Raw genomic sequence first — 20,268 nt, 5'->3', positions numbered from 1 at the left:
CTTCCCCGAAACTCGGCAGTATCGCCCGCCTGAATGGCTCCGAATTATCACGGATTTGCTTCCTTCCACATGACGCTTTCCGTCAATGGGATAATTTTGTAAAGAATTGAAAATCAAACACTTGCAACTTGCTACCAGATGCATTTTCACCGCATCCACTGGCGATTGGTAATGAATGGCATGGCTGTTGCCTTGTAGGGACGTGTCGCAGGTCCTCCACTCCTCCCCACGTCCTCCATGCTAGACCGCATCGCCCTGCGGGCCACCTTCTGGGGAGCCCTCACTGTGCTCTCCGCTGTCCTGATCGTCGCCTCGGTGGATACGCTCACGATTCCGGGCTTCGTCAGCACGGCGCCGTTCCTGGCGTCGCTGGCCATGCTCATGGCGATTGCCGGATGGCGTCTGGTGCATCGGGAACTGCTGCATCGCATGCAGGATGACGTGGCCGTTCGAGATCGCATGCGGCGCCTGCAAGAGGCCATGCATGGCAGTGTCGACGGAATGTTTCTGTTGCGGGCCGTGCGCGATCGCGATGGAGAACTGGAAGACTTCGAGATCACCGATGTGAATGGCAGTGGCGCGCAGATGGTGTATGGTGGACGCCGAGACCTGGTGGGACAGCGCCTTCGCCGGGACCTGCCGACGCGTATCGGCGCCCAGCTCTTCGAGCGCTACGCCGATGTGATCTCCATGCGCACGCCGCTGGTGGAAGAGGCCCGCGTGAGCCGCCGGCTGATGTCGGCGAGCTGGTTGATGCACCAGGCGGTTCCCACGTCCGATGGACTGGCCGTCACGGTACGCGATATCTCCACCATCAAGCGCGAAGAGCGTCGCCTGCGTCGGGCTTCGCTCATGGACGATCTCACCGGACTGCACAATCGCCGCGGTTTCATGACGCTCGCCGACCAGCAGCTGCGCGTCGCGCGTCGCCAGGGCAAGGACGCGGTGGTCATGTATGCCGACATGGATGACTTCAAGCAGATCAACGACACGTACGGCCATGCCGTGGGTGACCGGGCGCTGATGGCCGTGGCGCGTCTGTTGTCCGATACCGTGCGCGAATGTGATGTGGTCGCGCGCCTTGGTGGTGATGAGTTCACGGTGCTCGCCCTCGACGCCGACGGTGCCGGCGCGCGCGCCATCCAGCGGCGGGTGGACGAACGCCTCGCTGTGCTCAATGCGTCAGGCGCTTTCCCCACGAACATCAGCCTCACCGTGGGCTTCACGCGTGTGCGTCCGACCGACACCGCGGGTGTATCCGAACTGCTGGCCCGTGCCGATCAACTGCTGTATCAGCGCAAGCGCCGGCGGCGCCTCACCCGCGTGGATGGCAACGCGGTGAACGTGCCGGCGGCGACAGAACCCACCAAGGCTCCCGCCATGGTCATCTCGCGCGCAGCGCGTCGCGGATCGCGTACGGATGCCACGCTCAGCACCAAGCTGACCACCAACCGGCCTGCCCTGCGCGCGCCGACCATGCCGTCAGACGTGATTCCCGCGAATGTCGCGGCGATTGCGCGTGCCACGGTGAAGGCATTGCCCATTGCTTCACCGGGCATGCCGAGCGGCAACGCCGCGTCTTATACCCCGCCCCAACAGTCCTCACACGTCGCCTGAAGTCCAGGCGAGTGAGCGGTGCGACTGGCGCCCTACCAGCCCTCGCCCGACTCGCGCTCCTCGTCGTCGTGACTGCCCTCCAGCAACCGGCGCCACCACGGGCGCTGGTCTTCGGCGCGGCGCATGCTGCGCACGACCTGTCGCCACGCGGCGCGCATCTCCTCGGCGTCTTCGAACCGGTCTTCCACGCGTTGCGCAAGACCGCGCACCAACCATGAGCCCAGCTCCTCGTCGAACTCTTCCTCGCGCAGCTTCTGCGGCAGGTCGTCCGAGAGCTGATGCGCGAGCACTGTTTCGGCCGGTCCATCGCCAAACGGCGGCCGACCGGTGAGCACGAAAAACACGATGCTCGCCAGCGCGTAACAGTCCGTCGCCGGGCCCTGCGATTCACCGAGCAGCTGCTCCGGCGCAGCAAAGGAGGGCGTGCCAGACGTGCCTGCCTTTTCGTCGCCGAGCGCATAGGCGATGCCAAAGTCACCGATGCGCCAGCGACGGTAGCGATCGATGAGGATGTTCTCGGGCTTGAGGTCGCGGTGGATGATGCCGCTCGTATGCGCGGCATGCAGTGCCTCGAGCACTTCATCCACTTGCGGCGCGATTTCCTCGAACGGACGCGGTCCACTGCGCGACACGAGGTTGGCCACCGAGCCGCCTTCCGCGAGCTCCATCGTGTACCACACCACGCCACCGCGACTGTCGCTGTCGTAGATCGGAACAATGGCCGCATGCGCCAGCCCCGCAGCCAGTCGCGCTTCACGACGGAAACGCGCCACGGCCACATCGTCCTTCGCGATGTGCGGATGCAGCACCTTGATGGCCACTTCGCGGGACAGCGACAGATCGCGGGCACGCCACACGCTGCCGAACATGCCCTTGCCGAGCGGCGAAAGGATCTCGTAGTCGTCGGCAGTGACCCAGCGCAGGCGTGCTTCCGGAGAATCGATCTCCGCGGGCAGCTCGTCGTCTTCGGGGGCGATGATGACCGGCCGCACGGACACATGGCGATCGAGTTCGCGCAGCATCGTCGCGATGCTCGGATAGCGATGCGCCGGATCCACCGACAACGCGCGCTCGAGCACATTGGCCAGCGCCTGCGGACAGTCCGGGCGCAACAACGACAGGGGCGGCGTATCCCGCTCCGGCGCGGTCTCGCCGGTCACGATGAGAAACATCATCGCCGCCAACTGCCACTGATCGGAGAGCGCGGTGGGGCGCCATTCACCAGGCGCCCACTCCGGAGCCCACGGCGTGAACTTGGGATCGGGAATCAAACCGGCAGGGCGCTGCCCCTCCGGGAGCACCCACTCCCAACCCAGCAACCAGAGACGTCCGCCCGGCGTGAGCCACACCGTGCTTGGGGACACGGCTCCATGCGCAGCCGCTGTGTCGTGCAGGTAGGCCAACGTGCTCGCCGCTTCGCGGAACACCTGGAACGCAAACGGAATCGTCTCGGTGCCCAATCGCGACACGCGCGAATACACCGTCTCGCCGCCGATCCACCGACGCAGATACCCGGGGCCACGACGGCTTTCGTCGTACGAGGCCCAGTAGTGATATGTGGTGGGGATAGACGGATGATTCCGATGCGCCAGCGCACGCGCCTCGTTCTTGAGCCACTCGCTGTACTCGGGATCGGGCGCACTGACGAGTGAGAGGGAGCGCCCCAGTGCGTCCACCACCTCCTGATAGTGGCGATGCTCGCGCTGCACGCCTTCATCTCCCCATGACCAGCCCGGCGGCAGACTCCACGATGCCAAATGGGGCGGTGGACACGGTGTTGCCGTGTGATCAGGAAGAGGAGACGTGCGGCGAGTCATTGCTCAAGAGTAACGCGGATGCGCGCGTCCCGCCTCAGCGCCACCATGCGCGCGGCGCAGCACGATACGCACGGTCGTTCCCACACCGGGTTCGCTCGTCAACCCGATCCCTCCGCCCCATCCCTCGATCAACCGGCGGCTGATTGCCAACCCCAGACCACTGCCGCTGGTGCGCGTCGAAAAGTGCGGCTCGAACACACGCGGCAACGTCTCCGGGGATATTCCCACCCCATCATCCGCGACTTCGATGGCCAACCCAGCTGCGCGCTCGTCACTGCCGCGTTCGGCCGGTCCTCGTTCGGAGACCCCGGGAGCCGATGTGGGGGACACCCGCACGGTGACGGTACGAGCCCCCGCGAGACGGGCATTCTCGAGCAGGTTGATCATCACCTCGCGCAGCTCGTCCCGCAGGGCGAACGCCATCGCGCCGGAACCTTCCAGTGCGCTATCGAGACGGACCACCCAGTTCACGGTGTCCCGACGCTCGGCGTCACCCATCTGCTCGAGCGCGATGATATTCTCGACCACTTCCACCACATCCACCGACACTGCCGGCGAACGATCCTCCGGTGCGGTGCCGTAGCGACTGAATGTGCGTGCGATCTCGTCGAGATGATCGATCTCGGCCAGCACCCGCCCCACGTTGGTATCAAGGATCTGGCCGAAGTCGCTGCGTCCGTCTCGGAACGCACGACGCAGATGCTGCACACCCAGTCGAATGGGGGTGAGCGGATTCTTGATCTCGTGCGCGATTTGGCGCGCCATCTCACCCCACGCCAGCACGCGCTGCGCCGATGCGAGCTCGGTGACATCGTCGAGCGTCAGGACGGCGCCGGTGGGCAACCGCGTGAGACGCGCGCGCAACTGCCGTGAGGGCAATGCCAGATCGAATGCGTCCTCTTCCGCGTCGCCAGCCAGGAATCGCCGCGCCCGCGCCACCAGATCATCGAACAGGCGGGGCAACTGCCACAGCGACGCACGACCTGCGGGCAGTGCCACACCCAGCATCGCCTCGGCGCGCGGATTGGCCAGGATGATGTCACCGTTGCCGACGATGGCCAGCACACCGGAGGCCACATGTTGCAGAACGGCCGCCGTGCGTTGCTGCGCAGCCTCCAGTGCCGCGCGGCTGGTGGCGAGGTCCTCCGCCATGCGACCAAACGCACGGTACACCGGCGCAAACTCGGTAGCGGGTGCGGCGCCCAGCATGGGCGCATCACGTCCCGCGGCGACAGCCAGTGCGGCCTCACGCAACACGCCCACCGGACGGGCGAGCGCGCGCGCCGCGATGCCACTCGACCACACGGCAGCGAGCGCACCCAGCATGGTGGCGAACAGCACGAGCACACCGAGATCCTCGCGGCGTGCATCGAGCGCGAACTCATCACCACGCGCCGGTGTGGCCAACATCGCCTCGGCACGCGCGGCGTCATCGCCACGCCCCAGACGCCGGTAGCCAACCAGTGCGCTGATCGGCCCCGCCGTGATGCGACGCGTGGTGAAAACATCTTCGCCCGAGGTCGCGTCTTCGATGAACGTGACGGGCGAAAGGCGACCCAATGGGGCGAGGGCATCGAGCAACGAGTCGCTTGCCGTGGTGAGCATACCGCGATGATACAGGAACAGCGGCGCGCCGGTGCTCGAAGGCGTCGATCCGAGCATGCGCTGCTCCTGTTCGGTCGACGCCACACGGAGGGTCTCACGCAGCAGCAGCTCACGCGCCGAGCGATCGTCGTCCTGCAATCGGTACCAGGCCCACAGCGCAAAAATCGCCGCGGGCGCAATGAAGAACATGAGGAGCGCGCCGGAGAGGCGCACCCGATAGGAGCGCGACCATCGCACGCGACGCACCCGCAGCCATCGACCGAGTGCGCCATCGGCCAGTGCCGTGGCCGACCAGAGCAACATCACCACACCCACATCGAGCAACACCAGCAACGCACCGCGTGGCACCAACGCATCGAGACCTCGCAGTTCCACCTCCACATGCACGCCGCGCACGCCGGACGCACCGCCCGCCACACCGTCGCCATGCATCGCTTCCCCGCGACGGCGCCAGGCCAGTGCACGCGGCACACTGTCGCCGGGCGCGGGCACGGAGAATTCGAGACGATAGGGTGGTGCACTGCCACGAGAGCCGGTCACACCCGTGAACGCCGCGAACGGGTCCGCGGGCAGCAGCCGGGTACGTGGCGGTACGGCGATCGTCGTCACGGTTCCGTCGATTGCCGGCACGGCCGCCATCAGCAGTGTGGTGGGCCCATCGTCGACGAACCGCAATTCCAGCGAATTGCTCTGTCGTGCAAGCTGTGCGAGGTAAGCCTGGGCGCCGAGTGTGTCATTGACCGGCGCGAGTTCGAGTACGGAGACCGCACTATCGGGATGCTCAGCGCTCCAACGCGCGAGCCGTGCCGGGTACCCGGCAAGGGCCAGTTCACTGGCCGCATAGCGCCGCAGCAGTGCGTCGCTGCGCTGCACCGGCCGGATCTCGTCGCGCAACGCCGTCGCGAATCGTTCCAGCAATCGCAGTGCATTGTCGTCCACCATGGCGATGCGCTCGAGGTCGTGCTGCGCGAGTGCAAGCCGCGCGCGGATCGTGGCGCCCCAAGTGAGCGTGACGGCACCAGCCCCCGCCACGACAGCAGCCGCCATGATCTGCGAGAGTCCGCGACGGGTCAACGCCAGCGCCACGATGGCCATGATCCAGAGCACGGGATACCAGGCCGGCCAGGTACCCGGGGCCTCCCACAACACAGGAGCGAGCACGCCGGCTACTGCGGCGATGGCCAGCGTCACCGCCGATGGCAGGCCACGCCGCGCACCAAGCACCGCGCGTCCCGCCGATGCACCAGCCAACAGAATCGCCGCGCCCACCAGCGCGAGCGCGAGCTGCCATGCCATCCAGAGCCCGAAGCTGGCACCGGCCGCCGGCAGGGCGATACCGCGGGCCAGGTCGCGGAGCAGGAACGGACCACCAAACGCCAGCGTGATCACGAGAGCAGCCGAGAGCAGCCGCGAATAGCGACCGTCGCGCGTACGCAGGGCAAACAGCAGTACCGCCAGCATGAGGGCTGCTGTGATCAGGAGCGCCGCAATCGTGGCCGTGAGCGACCCACCCATCGGCGCGAAGTAACTTGCCGGGTCGAACAAGGTGGACACATTGGAGAGTCCGGTGAGTGGCGCCATCGAGACACCGGCCAGCACCGCAATGGCCGCTGCCATGCGCTCGGGCGTACCGGCAGGCCTGCGCCATGCCACGAGCAGGATGCCGATCATCGCGACGGCAAGCGCGGCGCTGGTGCGCATACGCGCCTGCTGCTCGAAGCGCAGACGCGTTTCGCCCTCAGTGAACGTGGTGGCACGCACCCGGGCGAGCCGACGGGATCCGTCGGGTACCACCACCACGGTGGTGCCGGATTCGACATGGACGCTGTCCGGCGACTCAACGATCGTGTGCGCCACGTCGAATCCACCGGGCAACGTCTGCAGCAGCGCTCGCGCAAATCGGTCGGCCGGTGGGGCCGACGACACCAGGGCGAGTGCGATCACTTCCATCTGGCCATCAGGCGACCGCTCCCGGGCGACCAGCGACGTATGAAACGCGCCATCGATGAGCCGCACACCCGGATTGTCCGTGTCCGGAATTTCGGTGTGCGCCTGCCCTGCCCGGGCCACCAGATTGCCCCGATGATAGATCAGCAATGCTGACTCCACCCCGCGGGGCAACGGCGCGCTGAGCGACCGGACACGACCGGACGCCGCCTCGGCGACGAGCGAGGAGTCATTGGCCAGCTGACGGGTCACATCGCGCAGCACCCCGACGACATCGGTGAGACTGGCCGCCACCCGCTGGGCTCGCGATTCACGCTCCGCCGCCGACCATCCGGCCCAGTTGCGACGCAGGGCCACCAAGGTCGCCGTGTCGCTGGACGCAATGAGAATGCCGGTGGCGATCGCGGCCACACTCAACACCGCCACCGTCCGGGGCTGCCGCACGGTGGGGACCAGCCAGGCAGCCCAGGCAGTCACGAGGGCCGCGATGGCCAGCCGCATCCAGCCGGGATCCTGTTGCCAGTACGCCAGCGCGACCAATGCGCCGGCCGACGCCGAGACCCAGGTAACGGGCCAGCGATCGGAGGGGGTGGCAACAGGGAGTCGGGAACGCATTGCCCCACAATACCCCGGAGTCATGCATGGAGCGAAGGCCCATGAGCTCCCACCGGAATCCGGGTCGTCTTGTGATTAGGTTTGAAGGATGTCTGCCCTGCGCACGCCCGCCTTGCGCACCCCGACCCGGCCGCGGCCGGCCTTTCCGATGATGGCCCCGTTGAGGGCGCGCCTGACGGTTCTCCGTGCTGCGGTGTTGCTGGCGCTCGCCCCGTCGGCCCTGTTTGCGCAGTCCAGCGTGCTGCAGCGCATCGACGAGGGGAGCTTCACCATCGTCGTTCGCGGCCAGCGGGTCGGGCGAGAGCAGTTCTCCGTCCACCGCCTGACGGGGACCGATGGAGCAGCCCTCGAGCTCCGCGCCGAATCGGCCACCGGTGATCGGCGCACGGCCATGCGCCTCGAAGCCGATTCCGCCGGCACCCCGGTGCGTTATACGCTCGAGGAACGCCAGGGGACGGAACAGACGCTACGCCTTGGCGGGCAGCGGGTGCGCGGGCGTTTCACCACCCTGGCGCGCAGCGTGACCGGCGAGGCCGCGCGTGAATACCTGCTGCGCCCGGGCGCCGTGGTGGTGGAGGAGGAGGGCCTTGTTCAGCACGCACTGTTCGTGCGCCTGCCGCTGCGCGTGCCCGGTGACGGGGTCACCCGCCCCAGCCTCACCCCGGCGGCCAACAGCCAGGGCGCCGTGCGTATCGTGCTGGAGTCGATTGCGGACACGGTCACCATCGCCGGCGCGCACCGGATCTCGCAGCGATGGCGGGTGGTGACGGCGTCCAGTGAGGTGCGGCTGGTATGGGCCGACGCGGACGGGCATCTGCTCCGCATTGCCATTCCAAGTCGTGGACTCGACGCGCGGCGCGATGACGTGCCCCGGTAGGTGGTTGTCCCGGATGGGGCGCGACGACGCGTCCTGCCTGGCCCGTTTCCGCTCGTCCCCAATGTCTGGCCGATGAACTGCGTGATCGCTGAAACAATCGCTGAGCCGGGGTCGTATGCCCCCCTGTCCATTCCCCTCCCCCAGCTTGTCCCATGACGATTTCCGTGAAATCTCACGTGCTCTTCAGGACGGTCGCGCTGGCCGCTGGCCTTCTCGGCTCGACGGTGCCCTTCCTGGCCGAGGCGCAGGCTGCACCGGCAGCTCCGACCGCCGGTGCGTTGCTGACCCTGGCTGACGCGCTGGCCTTGGCCCGCCGCAACAACCCGGCCTTGCAGACCGCGCTGAACGCTCGTCGTACGGCATCGGCCAACGTCCGAGCGGCCACGGGTGCCTTCCTGCCCTCCCTGAGCACGCGTCTCGGCGGCGGCTACCGCGAAGGCCGGCAGACGTTCTTTCAGGGCCAGGGCTTTGGTTCCACCAACGACCAGCTCAACACCGACGCTTCGGCGTCCGCGAACCTGAATCTTTCCATGGCCGCGGTGAATGATCGCCGCGCCATGAAGGCCAATCAGGCAGCGACCGAATCGGACATCGAAGCCACCGAACAGCGGCTGCGGAACGATGTAACCGTGCAGTATCTGGCGGCGTTGCAGCAGCAGGCGCGGGCGCAGTTGCAGGACACCCTGCTCACCACCACCTCAGCGCAGCTCCAGCTCGCGCAGGCGCGGCTCCAGGTGGGCTCCGGCACGCAGCTCGATGTGCAGCGCGCCGAAGTGACGCATGGCCAGCAGCGGGTGGCGGCATTGAACGCACGCAATCAGGCGGCCATCGAGATCGTTCGTCTGTACCAGCAGATCGGCATGCCGCCGGTACTGGAAACGCGTCTCGACACCACATTGGCGCCCACGCCCACGCTCGACCTGCAGGCGGTCCTTGCGAGCGCCCGCAGCGAGAACCCCTCGCTCGACGCAGCCCGCACACGCCAGGAGAGCGCCCGGCGCTCGGTATCGACCGCCCGCAGTGCGTACATCCCAACCGTGGCGCTTTCGGCGAGCCTGTCGGGTTTTACGAATCGGTTCACGAACACCAACGCCCTCATCCAGCAAGGCCAGGCGGGGGTGTTGAGCAGCCAAGCGTCGTGCATCCGCACGGAGGAAGTGCGCGCCCGGCTCAATCTGGACAACCGGCTCGCGCAGTGTCAGGCACTGTCCTTCACGCCGGCCGATGAGCAGGCCATCCGCGACTCGCAGGGCAAGTACCCGTTCGACTTCACGCGCAATCCGTACGATCTGAGCATCGCGTTCTCGCTGCCCATCTTCAACGGCTTTCGTCGTGAGCAGCAGATCGAGCAGGCCAGCGTGAACCAGCGCAACGCGCAGATCGAGGTGCGCAATCAGGAACTGCGCATTTCGTCGGACGTCACGGCAGCCTATCTGCAGCTCAATACCGCGCAGCAGACTGTCGTGATGCAGGAAGAAAACGTCCGCACCGCGCGCACCGCGCTGGAACTCGCCCAGGAACGCTATCGCGTCGGCGCGATCAGCATCGTGGACCTCGTGCAGGCCCGTGGCGACTACGAACGTGCCGCTACGGATCGCATCACCGCTGTTTACGACGTGCAAAGGGCCTTCGCGGCACTCGAAAACGCCGTCGGTCGCCCCCTTCGTTAACCGAGATCTATCATGACCAAGACCGTGAAGTACGGCATCGGCGGCGTCGTCGTCGTCGCTGTGGCCGCCCTGGCCTTTGTCGCCGCCAAGAAGAACAACACCAAGCCGGTCGACGTGCGCACCGAGGCGGTGGAGTCGCGGGATCTCGTGGCCTCGGTGACGGCCAGCGGACAGATCCAGCCCCGCACCATGGTGAATGTCTCGGCGGACGTCACCGGCAAGATCGTGCGCCTCTCCGTCAAAGAAGGCGATATCGTAAAGAAGGGCCAGTTCCTGCTCCAGATCGATCCGGAACAGCCGACCGCCGCACTGCAGCGTTCCGAAGCCGCGCAGGCCTCGGCCAAGGCGCAGTCGGCACAGGCGCGTGCCAACCTGATCCAGGCCGAGCGCAACTACGAGCGTTCGCTCAAGATCCAGCAGACCACGCCGACGCTGGTCAGCGTCGAGCAGATCGAGCAGCTGAAGACGCAGATGGAAGTGAACAAGGCACTCGCTGAAGCGGCCGAGTACTCGGTCGAACAGGCCGTGGCCTCGGTGCGCGATGCGCGTCAGGCGCTCAACCGCACCACGATCGTGGCGCCGATGAGTGGCAAGGTCACCCGCCTGAACGTGGAAGAAGGCGAAACGGCCATCATGGGCACGCTGAACAAGGATGCCGCGACGCTGCTCACGATCTCCGACATGGCCGTGCTCGAGACCAAGGTGAAGGTCGACGAAACCGACGTGGCCCGTATCAACGTCGGCGACTCGGCGCTGATTCAGATCGACGCCTTCCCCGACACCACGTTCGTGGGCAAGGTGGTGGAGATCTCCAACAGTTCGGTTACCAAGACGGCCACCACCAACACCGGTGATCAGGCCATCGACTATGAAGTGCGCGTGCAGCTCCTGAATCCGCCGGTCGATACCCGTCCGGACTTCTCGGCCACCGCGAAGATCGTGACCGCCACGCGCACGAAGGTGCTGAGCATCCCGATCATTGCACTCACGGTGCGTGAGAACGAGAGCCTGCCCAGTGGCGACTCTGCGGTCGCCGTCGGCGGACGTCAGCCGGCCAAGGAAGTGGGCAAGCGCGACGTGGAAGGGGTGTTCATCGTCGGCGCCGACAACAAGGTGACGTTCCGACCGGTGAAGGTGGGCATCGCTGGTGAACGTCACTTCGAAGTGCTGACTGGCCTCAAGGCCGGCGAGACGATAGTGGCCGGCACCTACCAGGCCATTCGTGAGCTCAAGGACGGCGCCCTGATCAAGGTGACCAAGCCGGAAGAGAAGAAGCCCGCGGCAGGCACCAAGTCATGAGCAGCGCTGACGAGATCGGCCTCAGCACCACCGGCGAACGGCGTGCCGTCGTCAATGCCCCGGGCGCAAGCCCGGGGCAGGACTGGGTTATCGTGACCCGTCAGCTCACCCGGCAGTATGACATGGGCGGTGAAGTCGTGCGCGCACTGCGCGGCGTCGATCTCGCCATCCGTCGCAATGAATACGTCGCCATCATGGGCCCATCGGGCTCCGGCAAGTCGACGCTGATGAACCTCATCGGCTGCCTCGACACGCCGAATGGGGGCGAGTACTGGCTCAACGGCATGCTGGTGTCGGCTATGAGCGACGACCAGCTGGCCCGTGTGCGCAACAAGGAAATCGGCTTCGTCTTCCAGACGTTCAACCTCCTGCCCCGCGCCTCGGCGCTGCAGAATGTCGAACTGCCGCTGGTCTACGCCGGTGTGTCGGCCGAAGAGCGCCGTGCCCGCGCCACCGAGGCGCTGGAGCGGGTGCAGCTGGGCCAACGCATGCATCACCGTCCCAACGAACTCTCCGGCGGTCAGCGCCAGCGTGTCGCCATTGCGCGCGCGCTCGTGAACCGTCCGTCCATCCTGCTCGCGGACGAACCCACCGGTAACCTCGACTCGCAGACCTCCACCGAGATCATGCGCGTGTTCGACGAGTTGTCGCGGGAAGGCCAGACAGTGGTGATGGTCACGCACGAACCCGATATCGCCGCCAATGCGCGACGTGTCGTGGTGCTCCGTGACGGTGTCATCGCCAGCGACGAGCGTCGCAACCAGTTTGTCGAGCGCGTCGGCGTCAGCGCCGCGCACTAATCACGTCTCTCGCCGGTCCCACCGTGCCGTTCTTCGAAGCCATCCGTCTGGCGCTCAGCACGATCCGCACCCAGAAGCTCAAGAGTGCTTTCACTCTGCTGGGTGTGTGCATCGGCGTCATGTTCCTCATCTCCGTCGTGTCGATCGTCGAAGGGATGGGGCGCTACATGGAAGACGACCTGGTGGGGAAGCTCATCGGGCTGAACACCTTCGAGGTGCGCCACCGTCCGAACATCAACATCGGTGATGTCGACGAGGCCACGTGGGAAGAATACCGCCGGCGTCCGCGGCTCGAGATCACCGATGTCGAGCCCGTGACCAGCGCCCTGCCTGCAGATGCCAACTGGTACATCGTGAGCGATGGCCAGGTATCGGCCTCCAGCAGTGCAAGCGGCAAGCCGCGCCAAGTGCAGGTGTCCGCCGTCGATGGCGACTACTTCAACATGAAGAAGCTCGGTGTCTCGGAAGGCCGTGTGCTGTCCGAACAGGAGCTGGGTCGTGGCGAGAAGGTGGCCGTCATCGGTATCGACGCCGCCAAGCGCCTCTTCCCCGGTCTCGATCCGATCGATCGTGACGTGAAGCTGGGCGGTGTGCCGTATCGCGTGGTGGGTATCGCCGAGACGCAGGGTTCGATCTTCGGCATGTCGATGGACAATTTCCTCATCACAACCTGGCGCTCACCGGCCCGGCGCCTCGTGAACGCGCGCCCGAACATCGTCGATGCGGTGGCGGTGCAGCTGCCCAGCGAGCCCGCGATGCGTGAAGCCATGGAAGACGTGCGCGCGTCGATGCGTGGCCATCGCCGTCTTCGCCCTTCGCAGAAGGACAACTTCTCGCTCCAGACCGCCGATACGGCGCTCGAGTTCTGGAACAAGATGAAGGGCTACCTCGTGGTCGCCGGCGTGGCGCTTCCAGCCATCGGCCTGGTGGTCGGTGCCATCGTGATCATGAACATCATGCTGGTGGCCGTGGCCGAGCGCACGCGCGAAATCGGCATCCGCAAGGCGCTTGGTGCCAAGCGTCGTGACATCCTGCTGCAGTTCCTCATCGAGTCCAGCACGCTGGGCACCATCGGCTCCGCCATCGGTGTCGCGCTTGGCATTGGACTCGCCAAGCTGATCTCCCTCGTGTCGCCCTTGCCCGCCAGTGTCGCGCCCTGGTCGATCGCAGTGGGTGTGGCGTTGGGTGCCGGTGTCGGCATCATCTCCGGCGTCTATCCGGCCAGCCGCGCCTCGTTGCTCGATCCCATCGCTGCCCTGCGTCAGGAATAGCCGATGTCTGCCCTGAGCACCCGTCTCTCCGCCGTCTCCGAAGGCGTCCGCATTGCGATCGACGCCGTGCGCGCCAACAAGGTACGCGCCGGTCTCACCATCCTCGGCATCGCCGTGGGTGTGTTCGTGGTGGTCGCGATTTCGGCGGCCGTGCACGGCATCAACAAGTCCGTAGCCAAGGACTTCGCGAGCACCGGCCCGACTACGTTTTTCGTGACGCGCTATCCGATCTCGTTCGAAGCCTGCGATGGCTCCGACGAGACCTGCAAGTGGCTGCGCAATCCCCCCATCCGTTCCAACGAAGTGGAGACGCTGCGCCGCATCTCGACCATCGAAGCGGTCGGCGAGCGCCTCGACTGGGGCGCCAAGGTCAAGTATCGCGATCGCGAGCTGTCGAGCGCATCGGTGGAAGGGTACTCGGCCGAGTGGACCACGATCGGCGCGCCGGAAGTGTATCCGGGGCGTGCGTTCACCGCTGCGGAAGCCCGCACCGGTGCCCGCGTCGTCGTGATCACCACGCTGATGGTGGAGCGCGTGTTCGGTGAGCTCGACCCGATCGGCAAGACGTTGCTGGTGAACAACGTGCCGTTCGAAGTGATCGGCGTCTACAAGGACAACAGTAGCTTCCTGTCCGGTGGTGAACGCCCCAAGGCCGTCATGCCGGTGCAGGCGCTTATCCGCTATGTCGGCGCGCGGGCCAGCAACATCGGCCTCGCCGTGAAGCCGCGTGAAAACGTGTCGCGTGATCAGGTCATCGACGACGTAACGGCTGCGCTTCGCGGTGTGCGCGGGACCCGCCCGGCCGAAGAGTCGAGCTTTGCCATCATCACGCAGGACAAGCTGTTCGAGACGTACAACTCGATCTTCGGCATGTTCTTCCTCGTGATGATCGCGCTGTCGGGCGTGGGCCTCATCGTCGGTGGTGTGGGCGTCGTGGCCATCATGATGATCTCGGTGACCGAACGCACCCGTGAAATCGGCGTGCGCAAAGCACTCGGTGCCACACGTGCGACCATTCTCTGGCAGTTCCTGGTCGAAGCGGTCACGCTCACCGGCATTGGTGGTGCGATCGGCCTGTTTGTCGGCTGGCTCGGCGCCTTGCTCATCCGCAGCTTCACTCCGATCGATGCCAGTATTCCCCCCTGGGCGGTGTTTGCCGCGCTGGGCGCGAGCTGCGTGACGGGCGTGTTGTTCGGCATGCTCCCGGCGAGCCGTGCCGCCAAGCTCGACCCGGTCGAAGCCCTCCGCTACGAGTAGATCCGCGTAGACCGGATGTGCGTCGCCCGGTGTGATACCGGGTGACGGCTGAACTCCCGTTCGCCCACAATTCAGGAGGCACCACCGATGGCATTCTTCGAAGCCGTCCGGTTGGCGCTGGCCACCATTCGCGTGCAGAAGCTGAAGAGCTTCTTCACGCTGATCGGCGTGACCATCGGCGTCATGTTCCTCATCGCGGTCGTATCCATCGTGGAAGGCATGAGCCGCTACGTGGAGAACGATTTTGCCGGCAAGCTGTTCGGCGTGAATACGTTCACGCTGCGCCGCTGGCAGGACTTCAATACCGACGACAATCTGGATTGGCGCGAGATCCAGCGCCGCCCGCGACTCTTCCCGCAGGATGCAGCGCTCGTGCGCGGTGTACTGCCACCGGGGAGTCTGTCGGCGATCGCCAGCGAGACATTCATGTTCGCGCACTCGCCGTTCAATCGTCCGCGGCAGGTGCAGGCCGTAGCGACGGAGGCAGCCTACTTCACGATCAAGAAGTTCAACCTCGAACGTGGACGTGCGTTCGGCCAGCAGGAAGTGAACATCGGCGCCCGCGTGATCGTGATCGGCGTGGAAGTGGCCGAACACTTCTTCAAGGGCCTCGATCCCATCGGGCGCGAGCTGCGCCTGAACGGTACGCCGTTCGAGGTGATTGGTGTGATCGAGAAGCAGGGCACGATCTTCGGCTTCTCGCTGGATCGCCTCGCCATCGCGCCGTACACCAGCCCTCTGCAACGCGCGATTCGCCCACGCGGTGACATCGAGTCGATGGTGGTGCAGGCACCGTCTGCCTTGCTGGTCACCGATGGCATGGACGCGGCACGGGAAGTGTTGCGCGCGGCGCGGCGCCTGCCGCCCGGCAAGGCCGACAACTTTGCGCTGGAAACACAGGATGAAGCGCTGGCCTTCTTCGACGGCATCAAGTCGAAGATGGTGGTGTTTGGTACCGCCCTGCCGGCCATCGGCCTCGTGGTGGGAGCGATGGTCATCATGAACATCATGCTGGTGGCCGTGGCTGAACGCACGCGGGAGATCGGCGTGCGCAAGGCGCTGGGGGCGAGGCGTCGCGACATCATGTCGCAGTTCCTGGTGGAGTCGGCCACATTGAGCGTCGTGGGAGCCGCCGTGGGCATCGGGCTGGGTGTGGGGCTGGCCGCCACGATTGCGGCGCTCACTCCCCTGCCCGCCGCGGTGGCGCCGTGGTCCGTGGTGGCGGCGTTGGTGGTGGGCGCCGGTGTCGGCATTGCGGCAGGTATCTATCCGGCCAGCCGCGCGGCGCGTCTCGATCCCATTGCCGCGCTGCGGCAGGAGTGACCATGCGATTCTTCGATCGAATTCTGATTGCGCTCGAAGGCATTGGCATGGCACTCGAAGCAATCCGCGCCAACAAGGTGCGCGCCGGCCTGACCATCGCCGGCGTGGCCATCGGTGTGTTCGTGGTGGTGGCCATGGGCGCCACCGTGCACGGCATTCGCCAGAGTTTTCAGTCGGACCTCGACGAGTTCGGCGCGACATCGTTTCAGGTGCGCCGCCGCGGCGTGGGGTTCAACGCTTGCGATGGCACCGACGACACCTGCCCTGATCGGCGCAACCCCGCCATCACGCTCGACGAATGGGCCGGCATTCGGGCGATGCCCGACGTCGAGACAGCCACAGCATGGCTCTCCGGTCAAACGAACTTCGACTACCGCGACCGCCACGTCACCAACGTGGGGTACGACGCGCAGAGCACCGACTGGATCAAGACCGATGTGGCGGACATTTCACCGGGCCGTAGTTTTTCGCGCGCCGAACATGATGCGGCCGCGCAGGTGGTGGTCATCAACGATACGCTGAAGGCACGACTGTTCGGCGACTCCGATCCGATCGGCAAACAGATCTCGGTGGAGGGCAAGCAGTTCACCGTGATCGGTGTGTTCCACACGAAAGCCGGCTTTCTCAAATCGATGGATGGGCGCGGCCCGGACAAGCCGCGCGCCATTCTTCCCATGATGACTGCCTATCGTCACCTCGATGTGTGGCGGCGCGGGCTGCTCATCATGGTCAAGCCACGCCCCGGTGTGTCGCAGGCGGTGGTGATGGACGCGGTGACGGAGATGTTGCGCGGCCGCCGCGGACTCAAGCCATCCCAGCCGAACAACTTTGCGCTGGTGGCGCAGGACCGCATGCTGGAAACATTCGACCAGCTCTTCGGCGCCATCTTCATGGTGGGCCTGGCACTGTCTGCGGTGGGTTTGCTCGTTGGTGGCGTGGGCGTGGTGGCCATCATGATGATCTCGGTGACCGAACGCACCCGTGAGATTGGTGTGCGCAAGGCACTGGGGGCCACACGCGTGACCATCCTCTGGCAGTTCCTCGTGGAAGCCGCCACGCTCACCTCTATCGGCGCCTCGGTGGGGTTGATGCTGGGTGCCATCCTCGCCTGGATCGTCCGCACCAACACGTCCATCCCCACTTCCATTCCGGGATCGGCCATCATCACCGCCATCGGTGCGAGCATCGCCACGGGCGTGGTGTTTGGCATGCTGCCCGCCTTGCGCGCCTCACGACTCGATCCGGTAGAAGCCCTACGCTACGAATAGTCGAGCACGTCCGTCGGACTTTCGCGCTTTCCGATGTCTTTTGTCGTGATTGCGGCTCAATTCACATTGCATTGACGCCATTCCATGGAGGCGTATGTTCGCAGGACTATCGTCGTGTCGGCAAAAGAAATTTTCTGGTTGACACGACGCGTTCTGGTGATGAATGGAGTGCTTGCAGGACCACGCGATTTACAATGTTGTAAGCACACCGGAACGGCTACAAAACGTTGTGTGCAATGCCGATACCAGCTCCTAGGCCATCGCGATCACGTCCCGGACACGGGCCCCAGCTCCTCGACGTTGAGGGCACCCCGGGTCGCGACCCATCCGAGTGAAGCTCATGTCCTGGTTCCGTTCCACTGCGAAGAAAGATGCCGAGCGCGCCTATCCGCTGGGCCGCATCGAAGTCTCAGACATTGAAGTGCGCCGTCGTCTCGAGTTCCTGAAACTCACCACCGCCGATCTTGGCGTAGTGCAGGTCTGGGAGCCCGTGTGTCGTGCCGCCTGCGACGCGATGATCGACGATTTCTACGCACACATCGCGGGCAACAAGGTCACCCAGGATATCATCGATCGCCACACGTCCGTGGACCGTCAGCGTCCGCTGGTCACGCGCTACCTATTGGCGATGTTCGGGGGTGTCGTGGACGACGGCTACATCGCCTACCGTCGCCTCGTCGGTCAGGTGCACGAGCGGATCGACCTCGATTCGAACTGGTACGTGGCGATGTATGAGGTGATTCGCGAGCACATGTTTGCCGCGGTCGAGAAGGGCGGTGCCACGGACGCGGAATCGTATCGGTTCCAGCGTGCGTTCGATCGCCTGCTGCAGGTCGATATCGCGATCGTGTTCACGTCGCTCACCAATTCCCGCCAGGAACGCATCGAAGCCATCCTCAAGGGTGAGGCGATGCGGTTCCTCGACGACATCAGCGCCGCACTCGCGAACCTGGCGCAGGGCGATTTGTCGGTACGACTCACCGGCACCTACACCGGTCGCAATGCCGAAGTGCAAGCGCACTTCAACTCGGCACTGGAAGAACTGCAGGGTGCCATGCAGGTGGTGCGCCAGTCGGCCGACGAAATCCTGGGTACATCCGGTTCGTTGCGTGATGCCAGTGCCATGCTGAGCGACGGCGCGTCGCATCAGGCGGCATCACTCGAAGAAGTGGCGGCCAGCCTGCAGGAGCTCGCCAGCATGACCCAGGCCAGTGCGGCGCACGCACGAGAGGGCCGCACCCTGGCCGAACAGTCCCGCGAAACGGCCGTCAGCGGCGAACAGTCGATGCAGCAGCTCGCCGAGGCGATGGGACGCATCAAGGCCGGTTCCGACGCCACCGCGCGCATCGTGAAGACCATCGACGAAATCGCGTTTCAGACCAACTTGCTGGCGCTCAATGCGGCCGTGGAAGCCGCACGCGCCGGTGACGCAGGCCGTGGCTTTGCGGTGGTGGCTGAAGAAGTCCGCAGCCTGGCCATGCGCAGTGCGGAGGCTGCACGCAATACCACCGCGCTCATCGAAGAGTCGGTATCGAGCACGAATGCCGGTGTGCGTCTCAACGATACCGTGCTGGGCACGCTCTCGGAGATCGTTCGCCAGGCGGATCGGGTGCGCCTTGTGATGTCGGAGGTGGCTTCGGCCGCCGCCCAGCAGCAGGATGGCGTGCAGCAAATCTCCAAGGCCATCGATCAGGTCAACACAGTTACCCAGACGGTGGCCGCCAATGCGGAGGAAGGCAGTGCCACCAGCATGGAACTGAGTGACCGCGCAGCCGTGTTGGGCAATGCCGTGGAGCGCTTCCGCTCCGAGGGTAGAATCGCCGTCGGTCAACCCCGTCTCAAGCGTATCGGATAAGCCCAAGATCCGATGCGGAGGTGTGTCAAACCGACAGGAAGACGGTCGATACTTCCTGTCAGTGGCATTCTCGGCACCGATGACGGATGCCGGATGCCCGTAGTCTCTCAATCCCAATGAGTTGTATCATGTCGCACACGAAGTCTGTCTCGCGCCGCATCGGGTGGCTGATCGGTGGCCTCACCCTGGTCGCGTTGTTGAGTGATCTGGCCGCACTGTGGCTGTTGCCGGCGGACCAGAGCAACACCTCGCTGGCGCTCGCCCGTTGGGTGCTCGTCGGTGCGGCCCTTGTACTGACCGCGGTAGGCGGGTGTGCCTACGTGATCGTGCAGCGCACGCTGGCCCCCATTCACGATATCGCCGACCGCGCCACCAAGTTGCGTCGCAACTGCATCGCCGGCATCGAGCGCATCGCCACGGGCATGGCTCATGGGGATCTCACGGGTACGCTCGAGGCGACCACGACGCCCATCGAAATCGATCGTGAGGATGAACTCGGACAGCTCGCCGCCACGGTGAACGGCATCATCGCCACCTGTCAGGCGTCGATCCTCTCGCTCAATGCGGCCCAGCGCAACGTGCTGGCCATCGTCACCGACTCGGCCACACTCAACGAGTCGGCCCGCGCCGGTGATCTGTCGCGCCGTGCCGATATCGCGCGTCACGAAGGCAGCTACGCCGATCTCGCGCTTGGCCTCAACCGGGTGATGGATGCGGTCGCCACGCCGTTGCAGGAAGCATCGGGCACGCTGCAACGTGTTGCGGGCCGTGATCTCACCGCGCGCATGGAAGGCACGTATCTCGGTGACTACCTCGTGTTGCAGACGGCCCTGAACGACGCCGTGGGCAACCTCGATGCCGCGCTGCAAATGGTCGCCGTGGCGGCGTCGGAAGTGTCGAACGCCGGCACGGAGATCAGCGCCGGAAGCGATGCCTTGGCGCATGGCGCTGCCGATCAGGCGGCCAGCCTGGAAGAAACAACGAGCAGCCTGACCGAACTCGCCGCGATGGCCCGCAACAATGCACAGCACACCATCGAGGCGGATC

13 protein-coding genes are annotated in these 20,268 nt (G+C 65.4%); 11 read left to right on the top strand and 2 right to left on the bottom strand.

What is annotated here, in order from left to right:
• The first annotated feature begins 237 nt into the window (after positions 1-237).
• A complete protein-coding gene (locus VGE27_RS19055) occupies positions 238-1,617 on the top strand; it encodes a GGDEF domain-containing protein (protein WP_331051263.1) in 1,380 nt (459 codons plus the stop codon).
• A gap of 32 nt (positions 1,618-1,649) precedes the next feature.
• Here the strand turns inward: VGE27_RS19055 and VGE27_RS19050 are convergent, their stop codons facing one another.
• Together VGE27_RS19050 and VGE27_RS19045 are read right to left on the bottom strand one after the other, a co-directional pair.
• A complete protein-coding gene (locus tag VGE27_RS19050; RefSeq protein ID WP_331051262.1) occupies positions 1,650-3,326 on the bottom strand; it encodes a serine/threonine-protein kinase in 1,677 nt (558 codons plus the stop codon).
• Between the two features lie 111 nt (positions 3,327-3,437).
• The gene (locus tag VGE27_RS19045) at positions 3,438-7,601 is read right to left on the bottom strand and encodes an ATP-binding protein (RefSeq protein WP_331051261.1); all 4,164 of its coding nucleotides are present in this window, start codon (positions 7,599-7,601) and stop codon (positions 3,438-3,440) included.
• 151 nt (positions 7,602-7,752) lie between these two features.
• Between VGE27_RS19045 and VGE27_RS19040 the strand changes: the two genes are divergently transcribed.
• The 10 genes from VGE27_RS19040 to VGE27_RS18995 all read left to right on the top strand — a co-directional run.
• Positions 7,753-8,478 carry a hypothetical protein gene (locus VGE27_RS19040; protein ID WP_331051260.1) on the top strand — a complete coding sequence of 242 codons (726 nt, stop codon included), beginning with the start codon at positions 7,753-7,755 and terminating at the stop codon, positions 8,476-8,478.
• A 152-nt stretch (positions 8,479-8,630) separates the two neighbouring features.
• A complete protein-coding gene (locus VGE27_RS19035; RefSeq protein ID WP_331051259.1) occupies positions 8,631-10,148 on the top strand; it encodes a TolC family protein in 1,518 nt (505 codons plus the stop codon).
• A 12-nt stretch (positions 10,149-10,160) separates the two neighbouring features.
• Positions 10,161-11,447 (top strand): efflux RND transporter periplasmic adaptor subunit, encoded by a 1,287-nt coding sequence (locus VGE27_RS19030; protein ID WP_331051258.1) that lies wholly within the window; start codon positions 10,161-10,163, stop codon positions 11,445-11,447.
• Positions 11,444-12,247 carry an ABC transporter ATP-binding protein gene (locus VGE27_RS19025; RefSeq protein ID WP_331051257.1) on the top strand — a complete coding sequence of 268 codons (804 nt, stop codon included), beginning with the start codon at positions 11,444-11,446 and terminating at the stop codon, positions 12,245-12,247. Before VGE27_RS19030 ends, VGE27_RS19025 begins: the two co-directional genes overlap by 4 nt.
• A gap of 23 nt (positions 12,248-12,270) precedes the next feature.
• Complete coding sequence (locus VGE27_RS19020) at positions 12,271-13,518, top strand: ABC transporter permease (protein WP_331051256.1); 1,248 nt, start codon at positions 12,271-12,273, stop codon at positions 13,516-13,518.
• A 3-nt stretch (positions 13,519-13,521) separates the two neighbouring features.
• A complete protein-coding gene (locus VGE27_RS19015) occupies positions 13,522-14,775 on the top strand; it encodes an ABC transporter permease (protein WP_331051255.1) in 1,254 nt (417 codons plus the stop codon).
• A gap of 87 nt (positions 14,776-14,862) precedes the next feature.
• Entirely contained in the window at positions 14,863-16,098 is a 1,236-nt protein-coding gene (locus VGE27_RS19010; RefSeq protein WP_331051254.1) for an ABC transporter permease, read from the top strand.
• Between the two features lie 2 nt (positions 16,099-16,100).
• Positions 16,101-17,366, top strand: coding sequence for an ABC transporter permease (locus VGE27_RS19005; RefSeq protein ID WP_331051253.1), 1,266 nt, complete (start codon positions 16,101-16,103; stop codon positions 17,364-17,366).
• Positions 17,367-17,706: 340 nt separating this feature from the next.
• Complete coding sequence (locus VGE27_RS19000) at positions 17,707-19,221, top strand: globin-coupled sensor protein (RefSeq protein WP_331051252.1); 1,515 nt, start codon at positions 17,707-17,709, stop codon at positions 19,219-19,221.
• Positions 19,222-19,349: 128 nt separating this feature from the next.
• Positions 19,350-20,268 (top strand): HAMP domain-containing protein (locus tag VGE27_RS18995; RefSeq protein ID WP_331051251.1); only part of this gene is annotated, 919 nt, incomplete at its 3' end.

This window comes from Gemmatimonas sp. (genome assembly GCF_036405635.1).
Taxonomy (GTDB): Bacteria; Gemmatimonadota; Gemmatimonadetes; order Gemmatimonadales; family Gemmatimonadaceae; genus Gemmatimonas.
Note: the sequence above shows the minus strand (reverse complement) of the source record. Positions and strands in the feature narration are given on the sequence as shown.